We start from the raw sequence: 16,905 nt of genomic DNA on the forward strand, positions 1-16,905 counted from the left end.
GTATTGCTACTTTCCCCTTTCGCCATGGATGAATTGCCGTGGCGCGGTGGCAGGCAATGGATGCCTGCCCGCAATAACAATAAAGCCCGGCTTCGTCGTGACGATGGCATGCCGGTGCACGGAGATGCCAATGCAAACCCTGACCGTGTTTCTCGATCGGCGCGTTTTTCTGCGCTTGTGCCCATGGTTGAAGAGCCTGATGGGCGTGAGTTTGTTGGCCTTGCTGGTTGCCTGTGGCGGCGAGGAGGGGGCCACCGCATTCGATGACAGCGGGAAAGGGGGGCTTTATTACAGTTACCCCTATGATGGACAGCAGGCGGTGCCACCCCATGCCCCGATCGTCCTGCGTTTTTCCGACCCGGTGTCGCTGGACGCCAGCAATGTCAGCCTCTACGAATGCGCCCCGGATGCCCGCCGTTGTGATGCGAACAGCGCTGTGGCCAGCGTGGCACTGGCAGCGCCACACAGCAGTGGCAACGGCCGGGGCGTCGTGCTTGCGCCGGACGTCGGTGCACTGAAAACCGGCACGGGTTATTCCCTGGTGCTGAATGATCTGGTCATTGATGATCAGAGGGTGAGCCTGCCCAACGGCAGCCTGGCGTTTCGCACCCGGATAGCCCGTGAAGGGTCGATCCGGGATCAGGTGCCGGACCCGCAGCTGGCGATCACCCGTATCGTGCCGGACGGCGACTTGCCGCTACTGGATTTTTCCACCGTGAGTGTGCGCTTCAATCAGCCGCTGGACCCGAAAACGGTGAAGTATGGTGATACCGTCAATCTGACATCCGGCGGTGAGCAAGTGCCCGCCGCAGTGTGGGCGAAGGGCAGCGCACTGGTGCTCGACCCGGAGGAGACATTGATCCCCGGTCAGTCATACAGCCTGTTGATTATGCCGGGAGTGAAAGGGCTGGCCGGCGATGGGCTGGACAGCCCGATGCTGAAAAGCTGGGTAGCCAGAAGTACGGAGCCGCGAGCCACCATGGTCCAGCGTGCCGCCGCCGCTGACGACTGCGATCAGCCGTCACCTTCCAGTACCTCCATGCTCACCGGCATGGCCATCAACTGTGTGCCGGTCATCGCCCGGTTGCTGGGTGACACCACGGTGTCGCGGCAGTCCGGTGATGTGTTTGCGGAGCTGGCCTACGCGCCAAATTTTCCGGAAGTGACCCCGCTGCGCATTCCCCGTGGTGCGTTACTGAAAGGGGATCCGCTGAAAGTGATGATCGGTGGGCAGGTGGATGCCGGTTTTGATTCCGGTGAGGTCACCGTGACGTTTCTGTCCGATGCCACCGGTTACCTGATTCCCAACCCCAATAGTGTCAGCCCCAATGCACCTCGGCAGCTGCGCCTGAATATCGACGTGGCGTTTGCCACTGAAGAACCGCGTGCCAATGGCGCCTTTACCCAAACGTTGCTACAGGTGGAGCTGGTCGGCACAGCCAAGGCCAATACCAGCACCGGCAGCCTGGTCACCGATGCGGTGGGCGTGGTGGAGCCGGAGGTGCTGGGGGTGGAAACCGCCTACGGGGTACTCAGTTTCCATATGGAATCCTACCCGGACCAGAACAATGCCCCGGCACCGCAGGACGATATGACACCCCCGACTTTGCAAGCGTGGCAGCCGGGTGAAGCCACCTTGATGCAGCGGCCGGGGGACCCGGTGGTACTCAACTTCAGTGAGCCGCTGGACCCGGGCAGCGTGCAGGCCGCCGGGGAAGCAGATGACACTCTGCTGCTGACCCGCGACGGCATGCCGGAGCCGTTTCAGTGGCGCGTGGATGGCGCGGCCCTGGTGCTGCAGCCGGAAGAGCCTTTGGCCCATGGTGCGCAGTATCAGGTGTTGTTCACCGACGGTATTCGCGACATCGCCGGCAACGGCGCGCTGGCCGATACCCTGACTTTTTCCCTGCCGGATTATGCCGCCGGGAACGCCCGGGCGCCGCTGGTGCTGTCTGCCTATCCGGGGTTTCCCTGTAATACCGTGGGCCGGGATCTGGCTGCCAATCGTGCCGGGCGTTGCGTCGGTGGCCGTGATGGCACCGGCACCGCGCCGGAGGGCGCGGGCCCGGTGGTGGAAGATGACCACCTTCCCCTGGCCCGTTTGCCGGTTAATCGCGACATCAAGCTGACCTTCTCCCAGGCCCTGGATGCGGATTCCGTGAATGCCGAGACCTTTGTGCTGGAGGCCGTCGACGATGCGGGCCAGCCGCAAGGCAATGCGCTGCCCGGCGTGTTGAATGCCCGGGGGCACACGCTCACCTTTACCCCCGAGGAGGCGTTGCAGGCTGGAGAGTTGTACCGCTATACCCTGCATTCTGTGGTCGATAATCCGGCCTGTGGGGTGGACGCCATTTGCGATGGGCGAGGCCTGCCGTTGCAAACCCGGCTGCTGTATCAGGGCCCGGAAAACGTACCCGGGGCACAACAGGGCGGCGAATCGCTGGTGGTGTATTTCCGCGCCAGTGAGGCAAGCGGTGAGGTGCTGCAGGGGCTGCGGAACCTGCCTACGGCAGACGTGAATGCCAGCCTGATCCGTGAGTCCAGTGAGGCAGCCCCCTCCACGGAGGCCAGCGCCATTCTTAACAGTGCGTTTCTGGAAAAAGGAACGCCGGCGGCACAGGGCCAGCTTATTGCCGACTTTGATATCGGCTGCCCCAGTGACGACTATGTCACCCCGGACCTAAGTGCGTTTCCGGCCCTGGAAGCGCAGTACAGCCATCTCTATACGGATATGCCCGAGGCACCCTGCCCGGATAACCAATACCTGTTCCTGAGCGGCAACCTGACAGCGGAGATCGACGGCTACCTGAGCGCAGGGGACGTGCTTGCCCGTTTCGGTGATGATCCGTTGATTCCCGATGTGGTGAAGACACAGGGGGGCGTGCTGGCCTACATCCACCCCAGCCGGATCGTGACCACAGGCACTACCGTCTACCCGATCCTGACCCCCATCGCCGCCAACCTGACCCAGGCGGTGATGCCCGCACCCACCGGTCCGCAGCTTATGCGTATCCGTTATGCCTGTGACGCCAACCCCGCGGCCTCGGCACCCTGCGCCGCCCAGGACCAGGGCCGGGTGAAAGGCTGGATTGTTGAAGGCGCCAGCGAGCCGCAGTTTGTCACCCGCCTGAATCTGTATCTGGATGCGCCGCAACTGGAGCCGGTCGCCGTGCTGGCCGGGATGGCGCAGCCCTTCACCCATAACCTGCACAGTTACCCGCTTACGCTGGGGCTATCCGGGGCGGTGACTTTTCTGGACGACGGCCGGCTGGACATTCATCAACTCAGTACCCAGGCCCTGCCGGTGGATGTGTATCTGGGCGGCATGGTGGCGGATCTGGTTCAGGGGGTGGATGCCATTCACATGCAGATTCCGGCAGGCAGGACCGAGCTCAATTATGTGAGCGAGCCGGTGAAGCCCTGATCCATCTGCCGGAGACGGCAGTAATAACAAGCGCGCTGCTGCCTGTTCTGTGTCGCGATGCAGGCCAGGCAGCCCGCAGATAAAAAAATGGAGAAGTTGCATGATCATCAATAAAGCGTATCGCCGGCTGGCGACGTTGCTGTGCGGCGTGGTTCTGGCTGCAGGATTGGGCGTCGGGGTCAGTACCCCGGCCCAGGCGGGTATGGGCAATACGGCCAGTACCTATGGATTGCTGCCCATGGACGTGGCGTCGGCGCAGGGGTTGTCGCTTTTCAATGCCCAGGCGTCAGCCCTGTATTACAACCCGGCCTACCTGACCCGCGACCCGCGCGGCGAATTGACCCTGGGCATGATGCACGCCGGCCAGGAGTTGCGGGCGGCCAGCCAGGGAAGCCCGAGCGGCGGCGGCTCGCCGGTGACCCGCGAAGGCGATGTGCTCAGCGATGCGCCTTCCCAGCAGGTGTTGATCGCCATGAAGACCGACCTGACGGACCTGACCAAATTCAACCACCCGCTGTACTTTGCTTTCATTGCCGGGGTGGAGAAGTATGGTGAGGAAATGCTGGCCTTCAATTCACAAACCAGCACCGAAGGGCAATTTTTCCAATACGGTCGCCAGCCCCTGTTCCTGAACCTGGGGGGCGGTGTCGAGTTGTTCAATGGTATTACCGGCGGTGCCTCGGCGCACGTGTCCTTGCGCTCCGATGCCACCCTGGTGGCCAGCGCGGATCTGGCCGGCAACACCCAGTATGAAAGGCTGGACGTCACCGCCCGGCCGGTGATTCGCCCGGTGGTGTCGGTGAACTTCGAGTGGGGGAAAGTGTTCTGCGGAAATAACGATCGCTGTGGTTTTCTTGGCGATCTGGAAACCGCGCTGGCTTTTCGCGGGCATACCGAAGCGCGCACCTCGGTGGAATCCAATATCACCATTCCCGGTACCGTGGTGGATCCGGGCATTACGCTGTTGATCGATACACTGGATTCCTATCAGCCGGATATCTACAGCGCGGGCCTGCTGTACCATCTCAGCGATCGTTTCCGCCTGGCGCTGGCGGTGGAGCAGCAGAACTGGCAGGACCTGGAAGGCAAGCTGGACCGTGACACCATCAAGGATCAGGCCAATGTGGCGTTGAAGGATATTGTGGTGCCACGCATCGGGGCCGAGTGGACGGTGAACGACAGCCTGATCCTCACCGCCGGGGCGGCCTGGCAGGAAAGCCCGCTGGAAAGCCTGCAAACCCCGGATGTGAATTACCTGGATAGTGACAAGACGATTGTTGGGGTGGGCGCCTCCTGGATTGTTCGTAATCCGCCCGTCCTGGCCTTTCCGTTGCGGCTGGATTTTGGTTACCAGTTCCAGAGGCTGGAAAAGCGGGAATTTGAGCTGACCACGACCCGGCCAGGGGTGACCAACCCCTATGAAACCGTGTCGGCGGATGGTGAGGCCAATATTTTTTCCGGTTCCATCACCGTTAAGTTCTGAACCCCCCTTCGAGGTTGCCTGTGGCCCGCTGTCCTGGCGGTGCCACCTGCGGCCTTCTTCTTTGTGCCTGGTGCGGCCCGTGGGTGTCAGCTTGTTGAGCGCCTCATGAGGTTAACAGTCGTGCAATCGTCCCGGTGTCTTGTCGTGGGGGATTGCCGTTTATCGGGACAAAAACGTGACTTCCCGGCTGTTTTCTACGAAAAACGGCGTATTCCGAATGTGGTTCATCTGTATATTTCTGTGTATATATGTAAACCCAGTGAGGTTTTGCGACATTGTCGTGATTAAATGTTTCCACTATTTGGCACGATGATGCCAATAATGGTGAGCAAAAAACTGCTCAGCATAACGGTCAGGTGCGCTTGAATTTGCGTACCGCCAAATAATAACAACGGCCCCGTTTCGGGCGCGTCTTGTGGAGAGCTTCATGACAATACGGAAATTACTTCCTGCCGTTCTGGCGGGAATTGGCGCTGTGTCTGTGTCACCGGTAATGGCCAGCATGGGGAATATCGGCACTACCTATGGGGTGCTGCCCTCCGACCTGGCCTCCGCCCAGGCCTTGTCCATGTTCAATAGCCAGGTATCCGCTACTTATTACAATCCGGCTTATCTGGCCAAGGACAGCCGCGGTGAGCTGACCACCGGCCTGTTGCACGCGGACCATGAGCTGCGTGCCAGTTCCGTCGGTGGCGGGTCTGCCCCGCTTCGCGATGGCGATATTCTCCAGGATTCACCGTCACAGCAGGTCTTGCTGGGCATGAAGACCGACCTTACTTCCCTGACCAAGTATGACCATCCCCTGTACTTCGGCTTTATGCTCGGCGTGGAAAAATACGGCGAGGAAATGCTGGCATTCAATTCGCAGACCTCCACCTCCGGCCAGTATTTCGAATACGGTCGCCAGCCGCTGTTCCTGAATCTGGGGGGCGGTACGCAAATCTGGCGTGGCCTGGATATGGGGCTGTCCGCACGGATTACCCTGCATTCGGAAGCGGAGCTGGTCGCGACGTCCACACTGGCTGGGGAAACCAGCTACGAAACCCTGAATGTGTCGGCCAAGCCCTCCATTCGACCAATCTTCGGCCTCAACATGGACTGGGGCGAAAGCTTCTGCGGTGAAGGTGATAGCTGCTGGTTCAACGGGCTGGAAACCGCGTTCAGTTACCGTGGTTACTCCAACACCAACACCACGGTGGATTCCACTATCACTATCCCCGGCACCGTGCTGGACCCGGGCATCAACCTGGCGATTACCACCATCGATTCCTACCAGCCGAATATCTATGCCGCCGGTCTGGCCTATGGCCGGGAGCGCTGGCGCGTTGGGGTAACCTTGGAAATGCAGGAATGGTCGAGCCTGGAAGAAGAGCTGGAAGGCGACACCATCAAGGACCAGGCCGTTAACACCGGCGGCGCGCCTTACGAGCTGCGTTTCAAGGATATTGTGGTGCCGCGCATTGGTGGCGAATTCAATATCAACGACACCTACAAGCTAACAGGCGGCGTGGCGTTCAGTGAATCGCCTCTGGATTCCAACGCATCACTGGAAGTGAACTACCTGGATGCCGACAAGATGATTCTGGGCCTGGGTCTCACTGCAGAGTACAAGTCCGTCCCGGTGCTGGCTTACCCGGTGCGTTTTGATCTGGCCTACCAGTATCAACAGCTCGACTCGCGCGAGTTCGATCTGTACGACCGCCGTTCCCCGAGCTTCCCGCAGTCCTACGAAACCGTGGAAGCGGAAGGCGATGTACACGTTTTCTCCGGCTCCATCACCCTCAAATTCTAGGAGGTAATGGCGATGAAATTAAAAGCGCTATCTCTGGCTACAGCAGCTGCCTTGCTGGCGGCCTGTGGCGGTGAGGCCGGTGACGAGCCCACCCTGGAAAACTGGCAGACCGGTGAGGTCTATTACAGTTTCCCCTACGACGGTCAGCAGGATCTGGCACCAAAGACGCCGCTGTCCATTCGGTTTTCCCATCCGGTCACAGTGGATGCCAGCCACTTTACGTTGCTGGAATGTGCCCAGCTGGACGGGGATTGCCCCGATACCGGCAATAATAAGGTGGCCCTGCAGGCGCCACAACCGGTTGATGGGGGCATGGGTGTCATGTTGCAGCCGGATGCGCCGCTGCAAACCCATACCCACTACCGGTTGGTGCTGAATGGCATAGAAACGGAAAACGGCTCCCCGGTGTTCCCGGATGGCGGCCTGGATTTCGTTACCCGGTTGTCCAGCGATGGCCCTATGTCCAGCCGCATGGCCGCCCCGGACCTGGCGGTGCGTAATGTGATCCCGGATGGTAAACAGCTGCCGTTCATGGATTTTTCCACTCTGCGGGTGCGCTTTAACCAGATGCTGGATGCCGGCACCCTGGTGTATGGCGATTCCGTAACGCTGGAAGGCAGTGACGGTCTGGTGCCTGCGGCCTTGCTGGTAAAAGGCAATGCGGTCACGGTGGATCCACTGGAAGACCTGACACCGGGCGAGAGCTACACCCTGTCGTTCAGCACCTCGGTGCGTGGCGAATCCGATGACAGCCTTACCGGTGGTTTCGAGCAGACCTGGGTGGCCAAAGACTCCAGGCCCCGCGCAACCCTGGTGCAGGACGTGGTCAGTGCCACCGACCAGGCGGACGATCCCTGTAACGCGGACGGCGCGCTGGTGGCCAAGCTGACCGGTGCCACCATGAACTGTGTGCCGGTGCAGTCCACCTTGCTGGGCAGCAAGGATGCCACCATGCAGGGCGGCGATGTGTTCGCCGAGCTGGCATTTCTGCCCAACTACCCGGAAGTCTCGCCGCTGCGCATTCCTCGCAACAGCCTGCTTAGCGGCAGCAACATCGAAGTGAAAGTGGCCGGCGAAGTGAAGGCAGGTATCGAGACCGGCGCCATTGCCGTGACCTTCCTGTCCGATGCATCCGGCTACCTGATGCCCAACCCCTACAGCGATGCCCATGAAGCGCCGAAACAGGTGAAGCTGTACATGGATGTGTCCATGACGGCGGAAAACCCGGAAGCCAACGGCGCGCTGAGTCAGACGCTGATGCACGTGGAATTGAACGGCATGGCGCTGGTGCAGGATGGCCGCATGGAAATTGACGCGGTGGGTATCGTGGAACCCAAGGTGCTGGGGCAGGAAACCGCCTTCGGCCTGCTCAGTTTCCACATGAAATCCTACGAGGATCAGGAAAACGCCCCTGAGCCGGTGCCGGATATGACCGCTCCGGTACTGCAATCCATGGTGCCCGCCGTGGATGGCAATGGCATGGCCATGAGCGCGCGCCCGGGTGATGCAGTGATACTCAATTTCAGCGAACCGCTGGATAGCGCAACCCTGCTCGCCGGCACCAGTTTTGGTTTGCAGCAAAATGGTAGCTATGTGGACACCGACTGGTATCTGGACGGTGCCAGCCTGGTGATGCGACCGGCCCAGCCGCTGGCCTTTGGTGAAAGTTATACCGCTGTGGTGGAGGGTTCCGTGACGGATCTGGCCGGTAATCCGGTCAACCCGGTCAACCAGGGTTTCGAGTTGGCTAGCCGTATCGGTGATTTGCCGCCGCCCCGTGTGCTGACGACCTACCCGGGCTTCCCGTGCGCCAGTGACAAGGAGCATTGGGAAATCGAGTTTGGCAACCACGGCTTCTGTCAGGGCGGTAAGACCGAAGATGATCGCAACCCGGTGTCCAGCCTGCCTGCAGACCGGGCTATCCGGATTAACTTCACCCGCGATATTGCCCCGGCCTCTGTGGTCTTCGAGAACACCACCGCCTGTGATGTGGGCAGCTTCCGGGTAGAGAAAGTGGAGTTGAACCCGGCCACGGGTACGCCAATGCGTTATGACGATGGCGAAAAGCGCAAATATCGCTGTGAATCCGGCGTCACCGGTTCACTGGAGGTGGGGACGCGCAGCCTGGTCTTCACCCCGGATGAGCCCTGGGAAGAAGGGGTGTATTACCGCTACGCCTTGCAAAGTGTGAACGCGACCGGCGGCCAGTTGCCGGATGATTGCACCTCCGGCGAAGCCATTTGCGCTACCGATGGTAAACGTTTGCAGACCGCCATGTTGCGAGCCCCTGCCAATGATATGGGTGGCCCGGATATAGAGAACCACTTTATCGGGGCCGCGCCGAGGGTGTCGGTGTACCAGCCGCTGAAAAACCTGCCCACCGCGGATCTCAATGGTAATGGCCACTTTGATAGTGGTGAGCCGGGTTACGGAGGGAATGAACCCGGGGTGAATACCACGGATCTCATCCTCGACGGCTATGATGGAAAAGGGCTTTTGTACGACCCGGAGCTGTTGTGCGACGTGACGGAACAGTGCGACATCCATGTCACGGGTGCGCTGAATTCAGAAGTATTCGGCTCGGCGGTCTATACCGATCTGGAGACCGGTGAAGAGGTAATCGATCCCGCCACGAATGAACCCATGAAGGCGGTTCGTATTGGTTTGTACCCAACCATGATTCAGGCATCCTCGGTGACTCTGCTGGTGAAAATCCTGGGCTTCATTCCCAGTGAAACGCCAACGGAAACCCAGTTCATGCGCATGCGGTATCACTGTGTGCCCTGGCCGGACGATGCCGACAACTACTGTGGCAAACAGAACCCGGATGGCAGCTATGTCTACGATGAAATCGAGCGCCAGGGATTGATCCCCGGCTGGATTGTGCAGACCGACAATGGCCCGGAATTTCGTGCCAATGTGGATTTGTATCTGGATGCGCCTTACATGCATATCGTCGCCGGCGGATCACACAACCAGCATAGCTATCCGATTACCATGAAGCTTTCCGGGCCGGTCACGTTCCTGCCGGATGGCCGCATGGTGATCAACCAGGTCAATGCCAATATGATTCCGGTGAATGTGGTGCTGAGTGTGTTGCTGTCCAGCCCGGAGATCTACCTGAAGATCCCGGTGGGTGGCGTCAAACTCCAGTACCTGGGTGAGCCCATCAAGCAATAACGGATGTTTGTGTTTTTACAGCCGGCCTTTGGGCCGGCTTTTTTATGGTTTTTCGCGGATTAGAGTGAATAAAACGCTTCTCGCCATCAGCCTGGTTTATCCCGAATACCCGGCACTTTGCCAAACGCTCGACGCCGGATGCCTGACGTAAACCTCCATCGCCTGAGAGGCTGTCGTTATTCCGGCCTCTCTTTTGAGAGGTATTTTGAGGAATTGTCAGGGCCATCATTGAGGCAATAATCGGGTAATGCATTTTGCACAGAGAGTATGGCGGGCAAGGTTTTCAGGTTTTGAATGCCAGCGTCCGTCGTCGGGCATCCGGCGTCCAGCGGCGGCCAAGGCGGGATAATCAGACAAGCTCTGCAGCCGGCGGATCACTCAATTCCGCGATGAACCTTTTTATGCCTGTCGCACAGGCGCTTGAGCTGGCTGCCGTAATCGGCCTGCTACCTTTTCGGCCCGGTAACCGACTTCACCACTGGCCACTCCCCGTTACAGATCCATAACACTTCGCTGCATATCCCGCCCTTGCGCGTACCTTTCTCAACCAATCCCAACCTTTTCTCAACGGCTGTAGCACGGGCGTTTTGTTTTACTTATTGCATATACACAGGGGGGAATAGCGAGAGGCTGCATAGCCTTCACGTGTTGTTCTCCCAGCGCCTGAGACGGTAAACCTTGGGCGAAAAACCGAATAACAAACGCCGGAGACGCGCTATGACAACCAAGAATCTGTCCCGCTGGGGGGCTGCTGCGATTATCTCAACTGCCTTGTCCAGTCCTGTTTATGCCGCCATGGGCAATACGGCCAGCACCTATGGCCTGTTGCCGACGGATGTGGGGACCGCGCAAGCGCTTTCCATGTTCAACACCCAGGCGTCCGCGTTGTACTACAACCCGGCCTACCTGACCCAGGATCCCCGTGGGGAGCTGACAGTGGGCTTGCTGCACGGTGAGCAGGAACTCCGGGCGGTGAGTCAGGGCAATCCCAACGGTGGTGGCGCGGCGGTTATTCGTGACGGCGATGTGCTCAACGATACCGATTCCCAGCAACAGATTATCGCCCTGAAAACCGATCTCACCGATCTGACCCAGTTTGGGCATCCCATCTACTTCGCCATCATTGCCGGCGTGGAAAAGTACGGTGAAGAAATGCTGGCCTTCAAATCCGAAAATTCTCGGGAAGGGCAGTTTTTCAACTACGGTCGTCAGCCATTGTTCCTGAACCTGGGTGGTGGCATCGAGCTGGCCAACGGGATTACCTCCGGGGCTTCTGCACATATCTCCCTGCGTTCCGACGCCAAGCTGGTGGCCAGTGCGGATCTGTCCGGTGAAACCCAATACGAAGAATTGAACGTGACAGCCAAGCCGGTGATTCGTCCGGTACTGTCGATCAACTTCGAATGGGACGAAGTGTTTTGCGGCAAGGAAGATTGCGGCATCTGGACCGGCCTGGAAACCGCGTTCGCGTTCCGTGGCCACACCGAAGCGCGCACCTCGGTGGAGTCCAACCTGACCATCCCCGGTACCGTGATTGACCCGGGTATTACCGTACTCATCGATACCATCGATTCCTATCAGCCCGATATTTTCAGTGCCGGTATTCTTTATCACTTCAGTGATAACTTCCGCGCGGCGGTGACGGTTGAGCAACAGAACTGGAACGACCTGGAAGATGAACTAGCCCGTGACACCGTGAAAGATCAGGCCTTTGCGACCTTCAAGGATATCGTGGTGCCCCGCGTGGGCGCAGAGTGGACGGTCAATGAACACCTGATTCTGTCTGCGGGTGTGGCGTATCAGGAAAGCCCGCTGGAAAGTATCCAGACTCCGGACGTGAACTACCTGGATAGCGACAAGATTATTGCTGGCGTGGGTAGCTCCCTGATCATTCAAAATCCGCCGATCCTGGCCTACCCGCTGCGCCTGGACTTTGGTTACCAATTCCAGAAACTGGAAGAGCGTGATTTCGAGCTGACGACCACACGCCCTGGCGTGGCCAATCCTTACGAAGTCGTGACGGCTGATGGCGATGTCCATGTGTTTTCCGGCTCCATCACGCTGAAGTTCTAACGGAGGTGCCCCATGAAAAATAACAAACTGGCTCTCACTGCACTGGCGGCCGCACTGGTCGCCGGTTGCGGCGGCAGCGACGATAGCGTGAGCTTCAATACACCGACCTTTGACGCTCGCAATCTGCACTACACCTACCCGCTGGATAATCAGCAGCAGGTCGCGCCGCGTGCCATCATTGCCTTGCAGTTCAGCCATGAAGTGACGGCGGACGCCAGCAACTTCACCGTGACGGGCCCGGATGATGAAGCGGTACCGTTTACGCTGGAATCCGTGGCCGACGGCCGGGGGGTGGTGTTAACGCCGGACGATGCCCTGAAGCCGGCGTCGGACTACAAGGTGGTGATGAATGGTGTCACCGTGCTGGGTGAAACCACTACCTTCAAAGACGGCACCCTGAATTTCACCACCCGTGCGGCACTGGAAGGTCCCATTGAGACCCAGAAGACCGCTGCCAGCTTTGAAGTAGAATCCATCTTCCCGGATGACGGGCAATTCAAGAGCATGGATTTCTCTTCGTTCCGTCTGCGTACCACCCATCCCATTGATGCTTCTTCCGCTGTGTACGGCGACACCATCAGCCTGATGAACAATGGTGAGGTTGTGCCCGCCTTGCTGCTGGTCGGTCGGACCACTATCACCGTGGACCCACTGGAAGACATGACGCCTGGTGATACCTATGAGCTGAGTGTCAACGGTGTGAAGAGTCAGCTGGGCGAAGATATTGCCGCCTATTCGCACTCCACGGTACCCCAGGACACCACCTCTCCCACCACCGGGGAGCGTGCGGTGCTGGTAACCAATGCACCGCCAGCCGATGATTCGCTGGGTTGCCTGGACGACGGTGTACGCTTGTCGGAACTGACCGGCCAGCCGATCAACTGTGTCCCGGTTATTGGCACCTTGCTGCAGGACAAGACCGTGTCCAAGCAGTCCGGTGACGTGTACGCCGAACTGGCTTTCACCCCTAATTTCCCCGACGTGACGCCCTTGCGGGTGCAGCGTGGCGGGATCCTGAAAGGGGATGCGCTGGAAGTGTTCATTGGCGGTGAAGTGCCGGTGGGATTCGACTCCGGTGAAGTGACCGTGGAAATCATTTCCGATGCCACCGGTTATCTGTTCCCCAACCCCAATGCGGAAAGTGACGACGCGCCCAAGCAGCTGCGGTTGTTTATGGACGTCGCCACGTCCACCACTGATGCGCGTGCCAATGGCGCCTTTACCCAGAACCTGATGCACCTGGAACTGGTGGGCACCGGCCTGATTGAAGATGGCCAGCTCAACACCGATGCGATCACCGTGGTAGAGCCCCGTGTACTGGGTGTGGAAAACAGCTACGGCGTGCTCAGCTTCCGCATGGAGTCCTACCAGGACCAGGAAAATGCACCGCTGAAACCGGTGGATGCGATCAACCCGTTTGTGCCGGTACTGGATGGTGACAACGGTCAGGAACTGTCCTGGCAGCCCGGTAATGTGGCGGATCGCATGGAGCCCGGTGAGCCCATCGTCATTCACTTCAACGAAGCGCTGGACCCGAACAGCATTGTGGCCGGTGATTCCCTGCTGCTGACCAAGGGCGGCCTTGATGAGCCCTTCCAGTGGGAGCTGCGCGGTAATGCGCTGGTGATTACGCCGGATTCTCCGGTGGAATACGGCGTGGAATACGCCGTGACAACGACCCCGGCGATCACGGATCTGGCAGGTAATTCCCTGCAGGTTCTTGATTCATTGCAAGGGGACAGCACGCTTGACTTCACCCTGCCCGAATACGTGGTCGACGATGGTGGCGATGTGCGTCGTGGCCCGTTTGCGGCCACCGTGTATCCCGGCTTCCCGTGTGCCAGTTCCACCGCTACCCAGGGTGAAATTGATGCGGGAACCCAGGGTGTCTGCATTTCGTCCAGCCCGGAAGGCGAACAGGTTGAAGTGGACGAGCTGCCCATTGTGGACCTGCCAGCAAACCGGCCCATCAAGGTGCGCTTCTCCCAGAACATGGACCCGGCCACCATCACTCTGGGCGACACCCTGCTGGTGCAGAAAGACAATGGCGGCAGCTGGGAAGATGTGGACGGTGAGCTGACGCTTGAGCCCCGGGCATTGATCTTCACCCCTGAGCAAGCCTGGGAAGAAGATGCACTCTACCGCTATGTGCTGGCCTCCAATGGTGGCGGCACGGGCTGTGCGGGCATGTGCTCGGTGGACGGCCTGCCCTTGCAGACTGCACCGCTGTTGGGTGGTGGTCTGAAGGAAGGCGGCCCGGACATGGAAATCCTGTTCCGTGGTGGCGTGCCCTTCAACACCATTTTCCAGGAACTGGCCAACCTTCCCAGTGTGGATGTAAATAACAACTTCCAGATTGATACTGATGAGCCGGTTCTCACTGGTGACGTAATCGATCCGCTGGATACGCCGGCCAACGCCACCATGATCCTGCCCCGCGATGGCGGTGGTGAAGGGCTGGTGACCACCGCGAATACCGGGTGTGGCTATGAGGGGACGCCGCCGTTTACCGCGGATGATCAGGCGCAGTGTGACAGTGACCGTATCCTCTATATCAGCGGGTTGTTGAACACCGAGATCCTGGACTTCGACCCGGTGGAGCAGGGCGTGCCGGTGGTGATTTATCCGACCACCGTGGCGCTGACCAACCTGGATGCCACGGCAGTGGTTGGGCTGGACCTGAATGTGCTGGATGGCGGCAGTACCCTGGATTCCATCCCGGTGCTTGGCCCGATTCTGGGCGGCGTACTGGAAGTCACCCTGGGGCTGGTGAACGACACCGTTTCGGCACTGGCCGGTGAGTTCGGTGGCGACGGGGTGCTGGACAGCCTGCTGTCGGTGGTCGGTGATGTGGGGCTGGTGCCCATCGATACCGCCACGGGACCGAACATCATGCGGGTACGCTATAACGAAGATGAAAACGGCGACCGTACCATTCCGCCGGTGGGCTATATCGTGGACACCCCGGACGGCCCGGTATTCCGCATCACCTTCGACCTGCTGTTCGATGCCCCGGCACTGAGCCTGCCACTGGGCCTGGAGCACAACGTTAAAGGCCTGCCCATCGATAATGTGGATCTGGAAGGGCCGTTGGACTTCCTGCCCGATGGGCGCCTGTTCATTGGTTTGCAGAATGCCCAGCCGAAAAATGTGGACCTGGAAATCACCCTGGCCGGCCTGGAAGGCGGTAAAGTGAAACTGGTGATCCCGCCGGGCGGTATCAACCTCAGCTACCAGAGTGCGTCTATCCAGTAAATCGGATCGTGCTTTGTGCATCATGTGGCGCCCCGCTTGTCGGGGCGCTGCTTTTTCTGTCGGCCGCCAGCGGCCGCTTGTCGTGAAACCCCGCCCAATCCCTCAAGGTGGCACGCCCGTGCCCGAACTCGTCGGTGGATACTCTGTCTACCCTGTCACTGTTTAAAAGAATTTTACGGTTTGCCGTCGTGATTGACGCCAAATAGCGCTTTTTACCTATGTGAGTGTCTGTTCACTTTTGCATAGGGTGAGCTCCCCCCGTCGCCGCCCTGGCGACAGACAACGTAAAAGCAACAAGAAAACAGTGTAGGAGTACAACAAATGACTGTGTCTTTTTCGGGACGTGTCGCCGCCGTTGTCGGTGGTGTGTTGGTGCAATCTGTTGCCTTGGCGAGCATGGGTAATATCGGCACCACTTATGGCGTACTGCCCTCGGATATTGCCTCTGCGCAGGCGCTCAGCCTGTTTAATGATCAGGTGTCCGCCACGTACTACAATCCGGCGGCGCTGGCCAAGGATCCCCGTGGTGAGCTGACCACCGGCCTGATGCATGCTGAGCACGAGCTGCGTGCGAAAAGCCTGGGCGGCGCGGATGCGCCGATCCGTAATGGTGATGTGCTGCAGGATTCCCCCTCCCAGCAAATACTGCTGGGCATGAAAACCGACCTGACCTCGCTCACCCAGTACAACCATCCGATTTATTTTGGCCTGATGCTGGGGGTAGAAAAGTACGGTGAAGAAATGCTGGCGTTTGATTCCTCCACGTCCCAGCAAGGCCAGTATTTTGAATATGGCCGCCAGCCTCTGTTCCTGAACCTGGGCGGCGCTACCCAGCTGTGGCGAGGCATCGATGTGGGCGCCACCGCGCGGATTACCCTGCATGCGGCGGCGGATCTGTCCGCCACCACGGACCTAGCCGGCAACACCCAGTACGAAGAACTGGATGTCTCCGCCAAACCGTCCATTCGCCCGATCTTCGGTATCAACATGGACTGGGGCGAGACTTTCTGCGGTGAAGGCGACGACTGCTGGTTCAACGGCCTGGAAACGGCGTTTTCCTATCGCGGTTACTCCAACACCCAAACCGAAGTGAACGCCAATGCGGTGATTCCCGGGGTGATTCCCAACCCGGGCCTGATGCTCAACATCAACACCCTGGATTCCTATCAGCCGAACATTCTCGCCGGTGGCGTGCAGTACCAGGCCGGCCGCTGGCGCACCGGGGTGACCATTGAGTGGCAGGAATGGTCCGCGCTGGAAGAGGAGTTCGAGAATGACACCATCAAGGATCAGGCCGTTAGTGGTCAGCCCGGGCAATTGACCTTTCAGGACGTGATCATCCCGCGCATCGGCACCGAGTTCCGTCTTAATGAAAACTTTTCGTTCACCGGTGGGGTGGCTTACAGCGAGTCGCCGCTGGAATCCAATGCATCGGTAGATGTGAACTACCTGGATACGGACAAGTGGATTATCGGCCTGGGCGTCACCGCGAAGTACAAGAAAACGCGTTTCCTGGCTTTCCCGGTCCGTTTTGATTTGGCCTACCAGCACCAGATTCTGGAAGACCGCACCTTCGACATTTACGACACCCAGTCCGCGGTCTACCCGCAGCCCAGCGAGCAGGTGGAAGCCAGCGGTGACGTGAATGTGATCAGCGGCTCCATCACCCTGAAATTTTAAGCCCGGGAGGCAAACACA

Annotated in this window: 7 protein-coding genes; all 7 read left to right on the plus strand. The window is 59.2% G+C overall.

Annotated features, from left to right (window positions below; genetic code table 11):
* The first annotated feature begins 130 nt into the window (after positions 1 to 130).
* The 7 genes from ADG881_RS11870 (at position 131) to ADG881_RS11905 (ending at position 16,887) form a co-directional block, all read left to right on the plus strand.
* Entirely contained in the window at positions 131 to 3,424 is a 3,294-nt protein-coding gene (locus tag ADG881_RS11870; protein ID WP_007150207.1) for an Ig-like domain-containing protein, read from the plus strand.
* A 100-nt stretch (positions 3,425 to 3,524) separates the two neighbouring features.
* Positions 3,525 to 4,907 (plus strand): OmpP1/FadL family transporter, encoded by a 1,383-nt coding sequence (locus tag ADG881_RS11875; protein WP_007150006.1) that lies wholly within the window; start codon positions 3,525 to 3,527, stop codon positions 4,905 to 4,907.
* A 427-nt stretch (positions 4,908 to 5,334) separates the two neighbouring features.
* On the plus strand, positions 5,335 to 6,699 hold the full coding sequence (locus ADG881_RS11880; protein ID WP_039926687.1) for an outer membrane protein transport protein: 1,365 nt from the start codon (positions 5,335 to 5,337) through the stop codon (positions 6,697 to 6,699).
* Between the two features lie 6 nt (positions 6,700 to 6,705).
* Complete coding sequence (locus ADG881_RS11885; RefSeq protein WP_007149871.1) at positions 6,706 to 9,879, plus strand: Ig-like domain-containing protein; 3,174 nt, start codon at positions 6,706 to 6,708, stop codon at positions 9,877 to 9,879.
* A gap of 717 nt (positions 9,880 to 10,596) precedes the next feature.
* Positions 10,597 to 11,952 carry an outer membrane protein transport protein gene (locus tag ADG881_RS11890; protein WP_007150394.1) on the plus strand — a complete coding sequence of 452 codons (1,356 nt, stop codon included), beginning with the start codon at positions 10,597 to 10,599 and terminating at the stop codon, positions 11,950 to 11,952.
* A 12-nt stretch (positions 11,953 to 11,964) separates the two neighbouring features.
* Entirely contained in the window at positions 11,965 to 15,207 is a 3,243-nt protein-coding gene (locus tag ADG881_RS11895) for an Ig-like domain-containing protein (protein WP_007150186.1), read from the plus strand.
* A gap of 321 nt (positions 15,208 to 15,528) precedes the next feature.
* Entirely contained in the window at positions 15,529 to 16,887 is a 1,359-nt protein-coding gene (locus ADG881_RS11905) for an OmpP1/FadL family transporter (protein WP_007148683.1), read from the plus strand.
* Positions 16,888 to 16,905: the final 18 nt, after the last annotated feature.

This window comes from Alcanivorax sp. DG881 (assembly GCF_000155615.1).
In the GTDB taxonomy this organism is placed as follows: domain Bacteria; phylum Pseudomonadota; class Gammaproteobacteria; order Pseudomonadales; family Alcanivoracaceae; genus Alcanivorax.